We start from the raw sequence: 16,513 nt of genomic DNA on the forward strand, positions 1-16,513 counted from the left end.
TATCGCCGTTGGGCGAAACTTGTCGAAGTCAGCAAAAGAAAGCGCTGCGGCTTCCTCCAATCCTGCGACTCGCAAGCAGTGCCGAACGGAAATTGGGGGCGATTGTAGATAGGTCGCCCCCCCTTGACTATGACTTATTGAGCAACAGTCTTTTACCGAATCGGTAACAATACTGCTCAAAAAATCAACTTCGCGACAGTTTGTCGCACCCCGCTTGATAGCCCTGTAACCCGCATACTGCAAGGCTTTGTCGTTGATCTGGGTCAAGCGTGAGGCGAGGTAAAGATGTTATCTCGCCATGCAACAGAGGGGCCTCGAAGGGGGACTTTTGTCTAACCCCGGCGACGGTTGCGGTAGATGCCCAGCGGCACCAGGACCGTGGTGAGGACGAACGCCAGAAGTGCCCATTGCGCCAGGGACAACCCCAGGATCGGCGGGTAGGGCGTGGAGCAGAAACCATCGACCTGGAATGCCAGCGGCCACACGTGCGCCAGCGGCAGGTCGTCGACGATCGGCTGCAGGGTGTCGATACCGCAACTGACCATCGGGTGGGCGAGTATATACACATGGTTGCCGGCCGCAACGATTCCGCCGATTGCGCTGAGCACCACCAAGGCTTCGAAGAAGGTCAGGCTGCGACGCCCGGGCATGGCCGCGGCGATGAAAGCGAACACCGCGATCAACAGCAGTGCATAGCGCTGGAGGATGCACAGCGGGCACGGCGCCTCGCCGAGCACCACCTGCATGTAGAGGGCGCCGCCGATCAGCGACAGGCAGATCACGCCCAGCAGCACCAGGAAGCGCCGTTCGCGGTTCAGGTGCGAGGTTTGTTCGTTCATTACCGGTTCCTTCGATGGATAGTGGCAGTGCCTGTGGCGCGTCAGGGCGCTTGGCCTGCCCGGCGACAGTCTACACGTGCGTCGAGGAGCGGCGTGCTGATGCTGCGCAGGGGCTATCCGGTGACGACTTCTGACCAGACGGAGCGACATCGGTTCAACATCGACCGCCCAAAAGCGACAGCCCGGATGTCAGGCAGGGGAAAGCCCCTCGACACCCGGGAGTGAAGGATACCGTGATTAATGGAAGATTAAAGATGAAATTGCGCCTGCTTATTTCATCCCCTTCTATATAAAGGAAGGCCTACAAGGCCCAATCGCTGGCAAGCCAGCCCCCGCACGGACGATGTCACGTTCGTTTCGTCTCGATTACCCACGTTCGGGAGCACCGCGCACGAGAGCTGGCTTGCCAGCGATTGGGGACAACCCTGGCATCCGCTTCGCCGGCAAGCCGGCTCCCACAGAGACACCCAATGCCTGGATCCTGTGGGAGCCGGCTTGCCGGCGATCGCGCCACCACTGTTATCGGATCGTTACTCCAGCGCCGCCGCCGGCCCGAAGAACTCGTAGCGGCTCTGCTGCTCCGGTACACCCAGACCCTTCAGGTGGCGCTTGACCGCTGCCATGAAGCCTTTCGGGCCCAGGAAGTAGGCATCCAGGTCACGCTCGCCAGGCAGCCACTGGCCCAGCTGTTCCTGGCTCAACAGGCCCACGGCATCGGCCTCGCCATGGCCGGCCTGCTCGTAGCAGTAGAAGCGCTTGAGCTGCGGGTGACGCGCGGCCAGGCCATCGATCCAGTCGCGGAAGGCATGCACCGCGCCGTTGCGCGCACAATGGATGAAATGCACCGGGCGCTGAGTCTGCAGTGCAGCCTGGAGCATGGCGAGGGTCGGGGTGATGCCCACGCCGCCGCTGATGAGCACCAGCGGCTTGTCGCTGGCGGCCAGGGTGAAGTCCCCGGACGGCGGGAACAGCTGCAGGGTCTGGCCGACCATCAACTGGTCATGCAGGTAGTTCGAGACCTTGCCGCCCTCTTCGCGCTTGACGCTGATGCGGTACTGCTCGCCATCGCACAGGGCCGACAGGGAATAGTTGCGGCGTTGCTCGGTGCCGTCGACGAACAGCTGCAGGCCGATGTACTGGCCAGGCTCGGCCTTGAGCACCGGCTTGCCGTCCACCGGAGCGAAATAGAACGAGGTGATTTCGCTGCTTTCCTGCTCACGACGCACCAAGCGGAATTCACGGGTACCGCGCCAGCCGCCGGCGGCCTCCTCCTTCTGCTTATAGAGGTTTTCCTCGGCGCCGATGAGGATGTCGGCCAGTTGGCCATAGGCTGCGCCCCAGGCGTCGATCACTTGCGGGGTGGCAATGTCTTTGCCCAGCACTTCCTCGATGGCACGCAGCAGGCAGCTGCCGACGATCGGATAGTGCTCGGGCAGGATCTGCAGGGCGACATGCTTGTTGATGATCTGGCCGACCAGGCCACCAAGCTGTTCCAACTGGTCGATGTGGCGGGCATACATCAGCACGCCGTTGGCCAGGGCACGCGGCTGGTCGCCGCTGGCCTGGTGGGCCTGGTTGAACAGCGGGCGTACTTCGGGGTACTCGCTGAGCATCATCTTGTAGAAATGAGTGGTCAGGGCTTCGCCGCCACTTTCGAGCAGCGGAACGGTGGCCTTGATGATTGCACGTTGTTCGGCATTGAGCATTGCAATGACTCCTGAGCCTGTGGCTTGAACTTGACTGCCTTGGCTCTATCACCAATCGTGCCAACTTTTCCGGCCAATGAATCCGGGGGTTCCATGCACGGGGGAGTCAAAACGACATCGACAGGCGTATAGTCATAACGACCAACAGGAGTCCTTATGACTGCACAGCCCCTACTCACCAGCCTGCTGCCCCTGGTCAGCGACCTGTCCCGCGACCTGCCCGACCAGGAACGCTACCGCCGCCTGCTTGAAGCGATGCGCGGTCTGCTGCCATGCGATGCCGCCGCATTGCTGCGCCTGGATGGCGAATGGCTGGTGCCGTTGGCCGTCGATGGCTTGTCGGCCGATACCCTCGGGCGACGTTTCAAGGTCAGCGAACACCCCCGCTTCCAGATCCTGCTCAGCCGCAGCGAACCGACCCGCTTCGCCAGCGACAGCGAACTGCCCGACCCCTACGATGGCCTGGTCAACGCGCCCCATGCCGACCTGCACGTGCACGACTGCATGGGTTGCCCCTTGATGGTCGATGAACGACCCTGGGGCCTGGTGACCCTCGACGCCCTCACTCCAGGGCAGTTCCAGAGCCTGGAACTGGACGCGCTGCAGGCATTCGCCAGCCTCGCCGCCGCGACTGTCACCGTGGCCGAACGCATCGAGGACCTGGCGCTGCGCGCCGAAGACGAACACCAGCGCGCCGAGGTCTACCGCCAGGCCAGTGGCCTGGACAAGGAGCTGATCGGCCAGAGCAAGGCACACAAGCGCCTGCTGGAGGAAATCCGCCTGGTCGGCGGCAGCGACCTGACCGTGCTGATCACCGGCGAGACCGGCGTGGGCAAAGAGCTGGTGGCCCAGGCACTGCACCGCGCCAGCGCCCGCGCCGACAAACCGCTGATCAGCCTGAACTGCGCGGCCCTGCCGGACACCCTGGTGGAAAGCGAGCTGTTCGGCCATGTTCGCGGTGCCTTCACCGGAGCCCATGGCGAACGCCGGGGCAAGTTCGAGCTGGCCAATGGCGGCACGCTGTTCCTCGACGAGGTGGGCGAACTGCCCTTGGCCGTGCAGGCCAAGCTGCTGCGGGTGCTGCAGAGCGGCCAACTGCAGCGCCTGGGCTCGGACCGGGAGCACCGGGTCGACGTTCGCCTGATCGCCGCCACCAACCGCGACCTGGCCGAAGAGGTGCGCAACGGCAACTACCGCGCCGACTTCTATCATCGCCTGAGCGTCTATCCGCTGCTGGTCCCGCCGCTGCGTGAGCGCGATCGCGACGTGCTGCTGATCGCCGGTTATTTCCTCGAGCAGAACCGTTCGCGCCTGGGCCTGAACAGCCTGCGCCTGAGTGCTGACGCCCAGGCCGCCCTGCTGGCCTACGACTGGCCGGGCAACGTGCGCGAGCTCGAACACCTGATCGGCCGCTCGGCACTCAAGGCGCTCGGCCAGCATGCCCAGCGCCCGCGAATCCTGACTCTGGACGCCAGCGACCTGGACCTGCGCCCTGCCCTGCCGGCCAACGCCGAGCCGGCACCGGCCCCCGCCGCCCCCTTGGCCAGCCTGCCCGAGGGTGGCTTGCGCGAGGCAGTGGACGATTACCAGCGGCGCTTGATCGGAGCTTGCCTGGTCAAGCACCAGGACAATTGGGCCTCGGCGGCGCGGGAGCTTGGTCTGGATAGAGCGAACCTCAGCCGGCTGGCCAAGCGCCTAGGGTTGCGTTGAGAAAAAGCGGGGTTAGCCTAATGCAGTCAGCTAAGCATATCGCAGCCGATCGCCGGCAAGCCGGCTCCCACAAGTAATGCGTGAGCCTAGAGGACAGCACTGTCCCTGTGGGAGCCGGCTTGCCGGCGATGGGCGTGCAACGCCCTGGGTTCTTAACTGACAGGCATTAGGGGTTAGCCCGCTTTCAGGTCAACGCTACCTGGAACACTGTCGAGGCTCAGTGGGAGCGGGCTTGCCCCACGATTGGCCCGCCACCACCTAAAGCCTGGTCGGAACAAGCCGATAACCCGGCAACCTCCTTTATTACCGACAGACTCGAAGGTTGCCCATGGCCACGCAAAACGCCCGTGCGGACTCGTTGTCCTTGCTGCTGTTCACCCTGCGCAGCGGCAAGCTGATGGCGATCAACCTGCTCAAGGTCAGCGAAATCATCCCCTGCCCCGCGCTGACCAAGCTGCCGGAGTCGCACCCTCACGTCAAAGGCGTAGCCACCCTGCGTGGCAACCCGCTGTCGGTGATCGACCTATCGCGCGCCATCGGCGAACAGCCCCTGGCCGACCCGGACGGCGGCTGCCTGATCGTCACCGAGATCAGCCGATCGCGCCAAGGCCTGCACGTACAGGCCGTGAGCCGCATCGTGCATTGCCTGAGCACTGACATAAAACCGCCCCCCTACGGCTCCGGTACCCGATCGTTCATCACTGGCGTCACCCGTGTGGACGATACCTTGGTCCAGGTGCTGGACATCGAGAAGGTCATCCATGCCATCGCCCCGCCCGAGCCCTCCCCCCACCCCGGCGAGCTCGGCGAAGAAGACGCGAGCCTGCTGGCCGCTGCGAACATCCTGGTGGTGGATGACAGCCAGGTCGCCCTGCAGCAATCGGTGCACACCCTGCGCAACCTGGGTATCGAATGCCATACCGCGCGCAGCGCCAAGGACGCGATCAACGTGCTGCTGGAGCTGCAAGGCACCGAGCGGGAGATCAACATCATCGTCTCGGACATCGAGATGTCCGAGATGGATGGCTACGCCTTTACCCGCACGCTGCGCGAAAGCCCGGACTTCCAGCATCTCTATGTGCTGCTGCACACCTCGCTGGACAGCACCATGAGTGCCGAGAAGGCTCGGCTGGCCGGGGCCAATGCCATTCTCACCAAGTTCTCCTCGCCAGAGCTGACCGATTGCCTGGTGGTGGCCGCGCGCACCGTGGTGTTCGCCGAGCACTGATATATCCAGTGACAGATGCCCTGGCTTGCCGCCCGGGGCGAGTCGGGCATAATTCGCGTCCCTCGGTCGTTTTCTTGCCGGATCGCGCATGAAGTTTCTCAGCCCCTTCCTGGCCACCACGCCCGCGTAAGCCCATGGAGCCCAGGTATACCGTGAACGACACCATCCGTTTCGCCTGCACCGGTTGCGGTAAGTGCTGCACCGGCCACCACGTTCCTCTGACCCTGGGCGAAGCTCGCCAGTGGGCCGCCAGCGGCGGCCAGGTGGTGGTGCTGATCGAAGGCTTCGTCGAAGACGGCCCTGGCATGCCCGCCGAACAGCGCGACCATGTGCTGCGCCGTTCCTGCCCGGTGGCCTGCGGCGAAGCCGAGCTGTGGGTCTCGGTGACCTTCGCCGCGTTCAACCCTGGCCGCTGTCGCAACCTGGACGACAACGACCTGTGCACCATCTATGAAAGCCGACCACTGGTGTGCCGCATCTACCCGGCGGAGATCAACCCGCACCTGCCCCTGCGCCCGGAAAACAAGGACTGCCCGCCCGAGGCTTGGGCACAAGGCCCCGCGCTGATCCATGGCCAGCTGCCGGTGGACCCACAGTTGGCCGCCCTGATCGAAGCCTCGCGCCAGGCCGACCGCGACGACATCACGGCCAAGATCGCCATCTGCCAGGCCCTGGGCATGACCACCAGCGCCCTCAAGGGCAACGGCTTCACCGCCTACCTACCGGCGATGGAGCCGTTCGCCCAGGCCCTGACCCGGGTACCGGATGACAACCATGCGCCATGGACACTTCACGTCGAAGCCCCTGCCCTTGCGCAAACGCTGACCAGCCATGGGCTGCAGACCACCGCCGAAGCACCGGTGTACTACGCCTTCATCGGATTCTGACGCCTCTTCCCAACAGGGCCGAATGGCAAGCGCTCAACTACGCGGGTTTGCAGTGAAATCCGGTTATTTCACGACTCGATCATTACTTTTTACGCAACAGTGCTTATCCAACTCAAGCCTGTTTCCGAGCCTGTGTTAGGACTAACTTATGCCTGTCCCAATTCACACTTGCCTTGCAAGAAGGTTGTTTCAAATGTCCAACAGTATGGGTATTGCCAGCGTTTTCGTCCTGTCGTCCCTGTTGCTGTCGCCCCTGGCCATGGCTGAAGAATCGCCGGCCTTCGTAGCCCGTAACGCCGAACTTTCCGCTGTTCACCAAACCGCGCGCGACGCCTATGCCGCGCAACAGGCAGATGCAGCGAAAGACGTGCAGCAGACTGCTTCCAAGGTGGTTGCCGACGATCAGGCCGAGAGTTGATCGACGATTCCGTAGCTCCCTGTTTTTCCCTCGGCTAGCCCGTGGGCGCCTTGGGCGTCGATATGTTAGCCTTTTAAAGCCGCTGCCGATCAGCGGCTTTTTTTATGTGCTCGAATTATCAGCCACGCTGTTACGTATTCATAAAGAAACTTGCAAAACCCGAAAACAACAACGCCTCACCGCCAGACCAAAGGAGCTCGTACCGGTGTCTTCCGCGTTTCGCTTTACCCCGTTGTTCGTTGCACTTGCCGCAACGATGCCTGTAGCAGCACACGCCGATGAAGCCAAGGCTGATGGCTTCATCGAAGGGGCAACCCTGAACCTGCATTTTCGCAATGCCTACTTCAACCGCAACAACCTCAACCCAGGCGTGCGTGACCTGCGCGAATGGGGCCAGGGCGCCGTGGCGCGCTTCGAATCGGGCTACACCCCAGGCGTGGTCGGCTTCGGCCTCGATGCACACGGCATCCTGGGCCTGAAGCTCGATGGCGGTGGCGGCCATGCCGGTACCAGCATCCTGCCTGAACACATCAAGAACAACGGCGAACTGGGCGCAGCCCCGCACTCATTCTCTACCGCGGGCGCGGCAGTCAAGTTCAAGGCCTTCGACACCGAACTCAAGGCCGGCGACCTGTTCCTCACCAACCCGGTGATCGCCGGCGGTGAAACCCGCATGCTGCCGCAGACCTTCCGCGGCGTGAGCCTGACCAACACCAGCATCGACGGCCTGCTGCTCGAAGGCGGCCAGGTCAGCTTCACCAAGCCCTACAACCAAAGCGGCCATCGCCGCATCGACACCTACTACGGACAACTGGCGGACGGCACCAAGAGCGACCACCTGAGCTGGGCCGGCCTGTCCTGGAATGGCACCGAGAACATCACCACCAACCTGTATGCCGCTGAACTGAAGGACATCTGGAACCAGTACTACTTCGACTTCGACTACACCTATGTGGTCAACGACCTGGTCAGCCTCAACCCCGGCCTGCACTTCTACCACACCCAGGACACCGGCCAGGCGCTGCTGGGCAACATCGACAACAACACCTACAGCCTGCACTTCACCGTCAACGCCGGCTACCACAGCATCACCGCCGCCTACCAGCGCGTGAACGGCAACACGCCGTTCGACTACATCAACCTGGGCGACAGCGTGTACCTGGACAACTCGCGCATGTACTCGGACTTCAACGCCCCCAACGAGCGTTCCTGGAAGCTGCAGTACGACTATGACTTCACCGGCGTCGGCATCCCCGGCCTGAGCACCTCGGTCTCCTATTCGCGCGGCGAAGCCGACCTGACCAAGGCTGCCCAGAACGACTACTACGGCTACTACAACGCCGAGGGCAAGAACGCCATGCACTGGGAGCGCGACCTGGACATCAAGTACGTGTTCCAGCAAGGCAACCTCAAGGACCTGTCGGTGCTGCTGCGCTACGCCACCCACCGCGGCAGCCAGGGCTATGCCGATATCGATGACAACAGCGACAACGATGAAGTGCGGGTGATCGTCGATTACCCCTTGAACATCTTCTGACCGCACGCCCGGCAGAACAAGGCGGGCCGCAGCGCGGCCCCTTGTTTTCCGTCGAACGAACCTTGTTCGCCCCTGCGCACTTCCCTAGAATACCGCCGCCGCGTAATGGCCCCGCCCGTGCAGTAGCGAGCATGCCCACTCGATCATCGCGTTCTTCCCTGTACCGGTCGCACCCCGAACTGATCCTCAACCTGGGCAGTTGCCTCGCTGTGCTTGCCATCGTGGCCATCGTCAGCTACCTGCTGGCCCGCGAGCGCGACAGCGTCGAGCAGTCGGCCAAACGCTCATCGGGCAATATCGTCCAGCTCATCGAAAGCGACATCCTGCGCAACGTCGAACTCTACGACCAGTCCCTGCATGGGGTGATCTGGGCCGTGAAACATCCCGAGTTGCTCAACAGCTCGCCGGAACTGCGCCAGCAGATCCTCTTCAATCAGACCTTCGCCGCCCCGGTGCGCGGGGATATCCTCTGGCTCGGCGCCCACGGTGATGTACTGGGCGACTCGCTGCATGCGCGCCCGCGCCAGGCCAATTTTGCCGATTCGGTGGCCTTCCAGGCCCACCGCGACCGAGCGGACCTGGGCCTGTTCATCAGCCCACCGTTCAAGGCGCGGCTGGGCGACCTGGACTGGTGCATCAGCTTCAGCCGCCGGATTTCCGGCCCCAACGGCGAATTCGCCGGAATCGCCGCCGGCGCATTGCGCCTTTCATATTTCACCGAACTGTTCGAACGCCTCGATATCGGCAGGGACAGCAGCATCAACCTGCTCAACACCGACGGCCAGTTGCTGGCCCGACAACCCTCGCGCCCGCAAGACCCGATGATCGGCAGCAACTACAGCGAGCGGCCCAACTTCCAACGCATCCTCAACGAGCGCAGCGGCAGTTTCACTGCCAGGTCCGAGCACGCCGGGGTGCAGCGCATCTATACCTTCGCCCGGGTCGCCGACCTGCCGCTGATCGTGCTGGTGGTGGACGCCGCCGACGAGGTATTCCAGTCCTGGCGCCGTACCGCGATCCTGGTCAGCGTCGCCACGGGCCTGCTGTGCGTCGGTATCCTCTGGCTGACCTTGCTGCTGGGGCGCGAATTGCGTCGACGCCAGGAAGCCGAGCAAGGCCTGGCAGCGCTGGCGGCCACCGACAGCCTCACCGGGCTCGCCAACCGCCGACGGCTGGATCAGGTGTTGCGCCAGGAATGGGCGCGCGCCCAGCGCAATCGCCAGCCGCTGGCCATCCTCATGGTGGATGTGGACCACTTCAAGTCGTTCAACCAGCGTCACGGCCATGCCGGCGGCGACCATGCCCTGCGCGAGGTCGCCAAGACCATAGAGCGCTGCATCCGCCGCCCGGCGGACCTGGCTGCGCGCTATGGCGGGGAAGAATTCCAGGTGGTGTTGCCCGACACCGATCTGCCCGGTGCCAGGCTGCTGGCCGAACGCATACGCGCCAGCGTGGAGGCGCTGCCGACGTTCGGCAACGATGAGCGGCCAGTGACCGTGAGTATCGGCATCAGCCTGCACATCCCCGGCACCCAGCAAGACCTCACCGGCTTGCTGGGTTCGGCGGACGAGGCGCTCTACCGGGCCAAAGCCAACGGCCGCAACCGCGTGGAAGGCCCGTCGGACTAGGAGCGGGCACGCGCGGCGTCGCGCAGTGCTTTTACCTGGTCATGGTTGCGCTGCACGCCTTGCAACTGTTTTTCCACCAGGGCATAGGTCGCATCGCTGGCGGTGCGGCCAAGCTTGACCAGCTTCTCGCGCGCGTCCTTGTAGGCCTTGAGGGCGAAGTCCTCGCCGCGCTCGACTTCATTGAGCACCGCTTCCTCGCTCTTGCCGGTGAGCATCGACTTGAAGTTGACCCAGCCCCGGTGCAGGTCGCCGCTCAGGCTGGTGGAGGTTTCCGGGTCGCCGCCCAGGCGACGCACCTCGCCCTGCAGCTCGGCGGCGGCACTGGCGCACTCGCTGGCACGTTGGACGAAGAACGCCTTGAGTTCAGTGTTCTTCACATCTTCGGCCGACTCCTTGAAGCCTTTTTCGCCGTCTTTGCTGTACTCGATCAGGTCGTTGAGTACGTCGATCACGTCTTTATTGGGATGACTCATGGCGCGAACTCCTTGGCAGGTGATAGTCCCCTGTGATGGAGCAGGCATCGTGCCAAGCCGGCCGAGAAGATAATTTCGTTTAAAAACAACCAATTACGTCAGTCATGAGCTGCCGGTGACGAGGCGTTCTGCATGATTGCCGCTTGGGCGTTCGTGCACTTTGCAGTATGGTCGGCGCTTTGCACTGCCAGGCCATCCGATGAAACCCGAATCCCTGCAACTGCTGGTTACCCGCACCATGCCCTTCGGCAAGTACCAGGGGCGCCTGATCGCCGATCTGCCAGGCGATTACCTGGCGTGGTTCGCGCGCAAGGGGTTCCCGGCCGGGGAGCTGGGTGGGTTGCTGGCCCTGATGCACGAGATCGATCACAACGGGCTGGGGGAACTGCTGGTGCCGTTGCGGCGCAAACAGCGGCACCAGCCTTGAAACAGCTATCGCCGGCAAGCCGGCTCCCACCTGCCCTGCGCCGCCCTCAGAGACACCGCCGTACCTGTGGGAGCCGGCTTGCCGGCGATTGACCCCTCAATAGGACTCAGCCTTTTACCGGCGCCACCGCCAGCTCCACCCGCTCGCCCTTCTTGATCACCGCATATACCACCGCCGTCAGCAAACTTCCGGCCAGGATCGCCACCAAGTACAACAACGCGTGGTTGATCGCATTGGGGATCAGCAACACGAACAAGCCACCATGGGGTGCCATCAGCTTGCAGCCGAAGTACATCGACAAGGCACCGGTCAACGCGCCTCCGGCGATGCTCGCCGGAATCACCCGCAGCGGGTCCTTGGCGGCGAACGGAATCGCGCCCTCGGAAATGAAGCAAAGCCCCAGCGCCAATGCCGCCTTGCCTGCCTCGCGCTCGCTTTGGGCGAACTTGCGCCGGGCCAGGAAGCTGGCGATGCCCAAGCCGATCGGCGGCACCATGCCGGCGGCCATGGTCGCGGCCATCGGCGCGTAGCTCGACGACGCCAGCAGCCCCACCGAGAACGCGTACGCCGCCTTGTTGATCGGTCCGCCCAAGTCGACGCACATCATCCCGCCAAGCAGCAGCCCAAGCAGGACGGCGTTGGTCGTGCCCATGCTGTCGAGAAAGTGCGTCAGGCCCTCAAGCATGGCCGCCACGGGTTGGCCGACCACATAGATCATCACCAGGCCCGTGAACAGGCTGGCCAGCAGCGGAATGATCAGGATCGGTTTGAGCGCATCGAGGCTGCTCGGCAGGCGCGCCCAGCGGCTGATGGCCTTGGCGCTGTAGCCCGCCAGGAACCCTGCGACGATGCCGCCGATGAAGCCAGCCCCAAGGGTGCTGGCCAGCAGGCCACCGATCATGCCGGGGGCGAGCCCAGGCCGGTCGGCGATGGACCAGGCGATATAGCCGGCGAGCAACGGCACCATCAGCTTGAAGGCCGCCTCGCCACCGATCTGCATCAACGCCGCCGGCAAGGTGCCGGGCTCCTTGTAGGCTTCGATGCCGAAGACGAACGACAGAGCGATCAGCAAGCCGCCAGCCACCACCATCGGCAACATGAACGAGACGCCCGTGAGCAAATGCTTGTAGACGCCGGTCTTCTCGCCCTTTTTCACGGCTTCGCCGGTCGCCTCACCCACCGCCTCTACCTTGCCCTGGGCCAAGGCCTTGTCGAGGGTGGCGCGGGCCTGCTTGAGGGCGATGCCGGTGCCGCAGCGGTAGATGCGCTTGCCGGCGAAGCGCGCGGTCGGCACCTCGATGTCGGCGGCCAATAGCACCACGTCGGCCTCGGCGATGGCTTCGGCAGGCAATGGATTGCGCGCGCCGACCGAGCCCTGGGTTTCCACGGTGAGCTGGTAGCCCAGCTCCTTGGCGGCCTGCTGCAACGCCTCGGCTGCCATGAACGTATGGGCCACCCCCGTGGGGCAAGCGGTGACCGCGACGAGTTTGGGCACGGCAGCGGCCAGCGGCGCCTGCTCGGCGTCCAGCGGTTGCAGCACCTGGGCTTTGGCTGCGGCTTCGTCGAGGAAACTGCCGCGGTCGGCCAGGGCCTGGGCGGGCGTGCTCTGGTAGACGCGCTTGCCGACGAAACGGGCAAGGTCCACCGCACCGGTGCTGACCACCAGCACCCAGTCGGCCTCGGCGATCTGCGCCGGGCTCAGGCAGCGTTCGGGGTGTTCGGCGTCCTGCACCTCGACGCTGGTGCTCCAGCCCCGCTGCTGGGCGGCCGCCGACAGCAGGCGCGCGCTCAGCACACTGGATACCTGGCCGTTGGGGCAGGCAGTGATGATGGCGATGTTCATCGGCAACCCTCTTGTTGTTCTGTCAGTTGCACGGCGCTTTCCAGGCGCGCCAGCTGTTCCCGGTCACGGATACCGAAGCCGACCTGGCTCACCGCCTGGGCGGCGATGGCCGTGGCGCGGCGCAGCGTCTGCCCGGCCGGCTCGCCTTGCAGCAGGCCGTGGACCATGCCGGCGACCAGCGAATCGCCGGCGCCGACCGTGCTGGCCACCCGCACCTTGGGCGGTTGCCCGTGCAAGGCCAGGCCTTGGGCGAACCAGCTGACGCCCTGCTCGCCCTGGGACACCACCACGTGCTCGATGCCCGACGCCAACAGGCGCTGGGCAGCCGCACGCTGGTCGGCCGGGTTGTGCATGACGATACCGAACGCCTCGCCCAGTTCCTCGGTGTTGGGCTTGACCAGCCAGGGCTCGGCCTTGAGACCTGCACGCAACGCTTCGCCGCTGGTATCCAGGGCCACTTTCAGGCCTTTGCCCTTGAGCATCAGCAACAGCGCCTGGAACCACTGGGCATCGATACCCCTTGGCAAGCTGCCGGCCACCACCACCGCATCGTGCTCTGCCGCCACCTGTTCAAGGCGCCGCATCAGGGCGGACTGGGCGGCCTCGTCGACTTCAGGCCCCTGGCCGTTGATATCGGTGACGCGACCATCGGCCTCGACCAGCTTGATGTTGTTGCGGGTTTCGCCAGGCACCCGAACGAAGCAGTCGGTAAAACCGCGCCAGGCGATGAGTTCTTCGAACGGCGCCAGGTTGTCACGGCCGAGAAAGCCACCCACGGTCACGCGATGACCCAGGTCGGCCAGCACCTGCGCCACGTTCAGGCCTTTGCCGGCGGCGTGGCTGTGCTGGGCCTGGCTACGGTTGACCTGGCCCGGGTGCAGGGCCTGCAGGCTGACGGTGATGTCCAGCGCCGGGTTGAGGGTGAGGGTGAGGATCTTGGCCATTTCAGTAACGCTCCACCAGCGCCCGTACCGCGGCGGCGCTGTCTTGTTGCAGGGCCTCGCGCGCCAGGGCGCGGGCCGTCTGGTGATCGGCCTGGCGAACCAGTGCCTTGACTTCGGCAATGCTGCGGGCGGCGACGCTGAGCTCGTCCACGTCCAGGCCGAGCAGCACCGCGACCGCCTGCGGGTCGGCCGCCAGCTCGCCGCACACACCGACCCATTTGCCTTGGGCATGGGCGGCGCGCACGGTCATGTCGATCAGTTGCAGCACCGCTGGATGCAGGCCGTCGGCCTGGGCCGAGAGGCTTGGGTGGCCACGGTCGATGGCCAGGGTGTACTGGGTCAGGTCGTTGGTGCCGATGCTGAAGAAGTCCACTTCGCGGGCCAGCTGTGGTGCCAGCAAGGCGGCCGAAGGCACCTCGACCATGATGCCGACCTGCAGGTCGGCGACCGGGATTTCCTCGCGCAGGCGATCGACCATGGCCTTGGCCTCGCGCCACTCGTGCACCTGGCCGACCATCGGGAACATGATCCGCAACGGGCGATCGTCAGCGGCGCGCAACAAGGCGCGCAGCTGGTCTTCCATCACCTGTGGGCGCTGCAGCGTCAAGCGCACGCCACGCACACCGAGGAAGGGGTTTTCCTCGGCGGCGATCGGCCAGTAGGGCAACGGTTTGTCGCCGCCCACGTCGAGGGTACGTACCACCAGCGGGCGCCCGGCCAGGCCGTCGAGCACGCGGCGGTATTCGGCTTCCTGGGTGGCCACATCCGGTGCCTGGGGGTGGGCCATGAAGATCAGTTCGGTACGCAGCAGGCCGACGCCTTCGGCGCCCTGCTCCACCACCTTGTCGATGCCGGAACTCTCGCCGATGTTGGCGCACACCTCCATGGCGCGGCCGTCTCGGCTCACTGCAGGTTCGTGGCGCTTGGCCCAGGCCGCCTGCAGGCGCTGCTCGCGCAGGTCACGTTCGGCGAGGGCACGTTGCAGCTCATCGGCGGGCGGCGCCACGCTGACCCGGCCACGCTGACCGTCTAGCAGCAAAGGCGTGCCAGGCTCCAGCAGCAGAATCGCCGCCCCTGCGCCGACCACCGCCGGGATGCCCAGGGCACGGGCGACGATGGCGCTGTGGGCGGTGGCACCGCCCTGTGCGGTGACGATACCGGCCACCCGTGCCGGGTCCAGGCGGGCCACGTCGGACGGGCCGACCTCGGTCATCACCAGCACATAAGGCTGCTGGGGCTCGGGCACGGCCTGGACACCGCACAGTTGCGCCAGCACGCGCCGGCCTATGTCACGCAGGTCGGCGGCACGCTCGGCGAGCAGGGCGTCATGCAGCGCCTCCTGCTGGCGCGCGGCGCTGTCGATGACGGTCATCCAGGCGGCCGCGGCGCTTTCGCCCTGGGCCAGGCGCAGCTCGACCTCATCGCCCAGGCCCGGGTCGGCGAGCATTTCCTGGTGGGTGACGAAGATTTCGCCGATGGCCTTGTCGCTGCGTTGCACCAGGGCCTGCAGTTCAGCATTCACCACCTCCAGGGCCTGGCGTAGCTTCTGGCGCTCCTGAGCAGGCGACTCGCCACGCAGGGGGTAGTCGATTTCGCGCTCGACATGGACATGGGCCGGGCCACTGGCGATGCCCGGCGCGGCACCGATGCCCTGAACCAAGCTGCCGGCGGCAGGGGCTTGCAGCGCTTCGACGGCAACCGGTGCAACAAGCACGGCCTGCTCGGGCAGGGGTTCCACCTCTTCGCCCAGGCCCTGTTCGATGGCGGCCAGCAGCACCGGCAACGCATCGCTGGCAATGTTCGGTTCGGCGATCAGTTCCAGCGCCTGGCCACGCTGGGCACCGAGGCCCAGCAGCTTGCTCAGGCTCTTGGCCGACACCGCCGGCTGGCCGCTGTCGAGCAGACGCACGCGGATCTCGCCCTCGAAGCCCTTGGCCAGTTGCGCCAGCACTTTCGCCGGCCGGGCATGCAAGCCGTGGGGGTTGGCCAGGACGATGCGCGCACTGGGCCAGTCGCTCGGCGCCTCGCCGCCCAGCACCTCGAGCACGTCGCGGCTGTTGGTGGCTTGGTAGAGCGTCTGCCCACGGCCTTCGATCAACACCTCGCACAGGCGCTCGAGCAAGGCCTGATGGGCAACACCCAGGCTGGCCAGGCAGAACAGGCCGTTGAGCGGCTGGTCTCGATAGCGCAGCGGCTGCTGTGGCGTAACGAAAGCCAGGCCTGGCTGGCGCACCTGGCGTTCGCTGTGCAGCCACCACAGGCCCTCGCCCAAGGGCAGCGGCTCGGCCTGCTGCAGCACGCTGGCAAAGCCTGCCTCGACGCACCCGGCGCGCTGCAACAGGCGCGCACCACGCCAGGCCAGCTCGTCGAAATCCTCGGCCGCCAAGTTCAGGCCCACCAGCTGCGCATCGAGCGCCAGCTCTTGGGGGGCGCCCTGCAGCAGCTTGAGCAGGGCCTCGGCGGAGCTGGCCCGGCGCAAGGCCTCGGCCAGGTCGGTCTCGCCCAGGGCTCGGGTCAGCAACTGCAGCAGGCGCAGGTGTTCATCCGAGCGGGCCGCGATGCCGATGGCCAGGTAGACGACTTGGCCATCGCCCCAGTCGACCCCCTCGGGAAACTGCAGCAGTCGCACACCGGTGGCGAACACCTGGTCGCGGGTCTGCGGGGTGCCGTGAGGGATGGCAATACCCTGGCCGAGGAAGGTCGAGCCTTGCGCCTCACGGGCCTCGAGCCCTTGCAGGTAACCTTCGGCGACCAGGCCATCAGCGACCAGCCGATCGGCCAGCAGGCGCAACGCCTGGGCCTTGTCGGCGGCCACCTGGCCCATGGCGATCTGCTCCTGAGCGAGCTCCAGCATGACCTTCTCCTTTTGCAGC

Annotated in this window: 13 protein-coding genes; 7 read left to right on the forward strand and 6 right to left on the reverse strand. The window is 65.1% G+C overall.

Translation table 11 applies throughout. The features are described from left to right. Nucleotides 1-332: 332 nt before the first annotated feature. A complete protein-coding gene (locus ACXHGZ_RS17510) occupies nt 333-839 on the reverse strand; it encodes a disulfide bond formation protein B (RefSeq protein WP_084858522.1) in 507 nt (168 codons plus the stop codon). A 530-nt stretch (nt 840-1,369) separates the two neighbouring features. Then, nucleotides 1,370-2,545, reverse strand: coding sequence for an NO-inducible flavohemoprotein (hmpA, locus tag ACXHGZ_RS17515; protein WP_480460706.1), 1,176 nt, complete (start codon nt 2,543-2,545; stop codon nt 1,370-1,372). Nucleotides 2,546-2,701: 156 nt separating this feature from the next. On the opposite strand from hmpA, the gene norR reads away from it, so the two are divergent. The 6 genes from norR (at nt 2,702) to ACXHGZ_RS17545 (ending at nt 9,953) form a co-directional block, all read left to right on the forward strand. Beyond that, nucleotides 2,702-4,255 carry a nitric oxide reductase transcriptional regulator NorR gene (norR, locus tag ACXHGZ_RS17520; protein WP_480460707.1) on the forward strand — a complete coding sequence of 518 codons (1,554 nt, stop codon included), beginning with the start codon at nt 2,702-2,704 and terminating at the stop codon, nt 4,253-4,255. A 328-nt stretch (nt 4,256-4,583) separates the two neighbouring features. After that, the gene (locus ACXHGZ_RS17525; RefSeq protein WP_480460708.1) at nt 4,584-5,483 is read left to right on the forward strand and encodes a chemotaxis protein; all 900 of its coding nucleotides are present in this window, start codon (nt 4,584-4,586) and stop codon (nt 5,481-5,483) included. A gap of 152 nt (nt 5,484-5,635) precedes the next feature. Further along, entirely contained in the window at nt 5,636-6,370 is a 735-nt protein-coding gene (locus tag ACXHGZ_RS17530) for a YkgJ family cysteine cluster protein (protein ID WP_480460709.1), read from the forward strand. Nucleotides 6,371-6,563: 193 nt separating this feature from the next. Continuing rightward, entirely contained in the window at nt 6,564-6,788 is a 225-nt protein-coding gene (locus tag ACXHGZ_RS17535; RefSeq protein WP_368829193.1) for a hypothetical protein, read from the forward strand. A 205-nt stretch (nt 6,789-6,993) separates the two neighbouring features. After that, nucleotides 6,994-8,325, forward strand: a complete 1,332-nt coding sequence (locus tag ACXHGZ_RS17540; RefSeq protein ID WP_480460710.1) for an OprD family porin — start codon at nt 6,994-6,996, stop codon at nt 8,323-8,325. A gap of 131 nt (nt 8,326-8,456) precedes the next feature. After that, nucleotides 8,457-9,953: a GGDEF domain-containing protein gene (locus tag ACXHGZ_RS17545; protein WP_480460711.1), complete on the forward strand. Its 1,497-nt coding sequence runs from the start codon at nt 8,457-8,459 to the stop codon at nt 9,951-9,953. On the opposite strand, the gene ACXHGZ_RS17550 is transcribed toward ACXHGZ_RS17545, so the two are convergent. Beyond that, a complete protein-coding gene (locus ACXHGZ_RS17550; protein WP_480460712.1) occupies nt 9,950-10,426 on the reverse strand; it encodes a ferritin-like domain-containing protein in 477 nt (158 codons plus the stop codon). The genes ACXHGZ_RS17545 and ACXHGZ_RS17550 overlap by 4 nt on opposite strands. Before the next feature lie 199 nt (nt 10,427-10,625). Between ACXHGZ_RS17550 and ACXHGZ_RS17555 the strand changes: the two genes are divergently transcribed. After that, nucleotides 10,626-10,853, forward strand: a complete 228-nt coding sequence (locus ACXHGZ_RS17555; protein ID WP_480460713.1) for a DUF3820 family protein — start codon at nt 10,626-10,628, stop codon at nt 10,851-10,853. Nucleotides 10,854-10,959: 106 nt separating this feature from the next. Here ACXHGZ_RS17555 and ACXHGZ_RS17560 read toward each other — a convergent pair whose 3' ends face one another. Genes ACXHGZ_RS17560 through ptsP form a run of 3 tightly spaced genes read right to left on the reverse strand, consistent with a single transcriptional unit; the run spans nt 10,960 to nt 16,494 of the window. Next, nucleotides 10,960-12,696, reverse strand: coding sequence for a PTS fructose-like transporter subunit IIB (locus ACXHGZ_RS17560; protein WP_480460714.1), 1,737 nt, complete (start codon nt 12,694-12,696; stop codon nt 10,960-10,962). Continuing rightward, complete coding sequence (gene pfkB, locus ACXHGZ_RS17565; protein WP_480460715.1) at nt 12,693-13,640, reverse strand: 1-phosphofructokinase; 948 nt, start codon at nt 13,638-13,640, stop codon at nt 12,693-12,695. The genes ACXHGZ_RS17560 and pfkB overlap by 4 nt, the downstream gene beginning before the upstream one ends. Before the next feature lies 1 nt (nt 13,641). Then, nucleotides 13,642-16,494, reverse strand: coding sequence for a phosphoenolpyruvate--protein phosphotransferase (ptsP, locus tag ACXHGZ_RS17570; protein ID WP_480460716.1), 2,853 nt, complete (start codon nt 16,492-16,494; stop codon nt 13,642-13,644). Nucleotides 16,495-16,513: the final 19 nt, after the last annotated feature.

This window comes from Pseudomonas shiyinii, assembly GCF_056725765.1.

Coding starts and splice junctions, on each gene's coding strand:
- hmpA (WP_480460706.1), bottom strand. CDS start 2,545: ATGCTCAATGCCGAACAACGTGCAATCATCAAGGCCACCGTTCCGCTG.
- ACXHGZ_RS17525 (WP_480460708.1), top strand. CDS start 4,584: ATGGCCACGCAAAACGCCCGTGCGGACTCGTTGTCCTTGCTGCTGTTC.
- ACXHGZ_RS17555 (WP_480460713.1), top strand. CDS start 10,626: ATGAAACCCGAATCCCTGCAACTGCTGGTTACCCGCACCATGCCCTTC.
- pfkB (WP_480460715.1), bottom strand. CDS start 13,640: ATGGCCAAGATCCTCACCCTCACCCTCAACCCGGCGCTGGACATCACC.
- ACXHGZ_RS17560 (WP_480460714.1), bottom strand. CDS start 12,696: ATGAACATCGCCATCATCACTGCCTGCCCCAACGGCCAGGTATCCAGT.
- norR (WP_480460707.1), top strand. CDS start 2,702: ATGACTGCACAGCCCCTACTCACCAGCCTGCTGCCCCTGGTCAGCGAC.
- ptsP (WP_480460716.1), bottom strand. CDS start 16,494: ATGCTGGAGCTCGCTCAGGAGCAGATCGCCATGGGCCAGGTGGCCGCC.
- ACXHGZ_RS17550 (WP_480460712.1), bottom strand. CDS start 10,426: ATGAGTCATCCCAATAAAGACGTGATCGACGTACTCAACGACCTGATC.
- ACXHGZ_RS17510 (WP_084858522.1), bottom strand. CDS start 839: ATGAACGAACAAACCTCGCACCTGAACCGCGAACGGCGCTTCCTGGTG.
- ACXHGZ_RS17535 (WP_368829193.1), top strand. CDS start 6,564: ATGTCCAACAGTATGGGTATTGCCAGCGTTTTCGTCCTGTCGTCCCTG.
- ACXHGZ_RS17545 (WP_480460711.1), top strand. CDS start 8,457: ATGCCCACTCGATCATCGCGTTCTTCCCTGTACCGGTCGCACCCCGAA.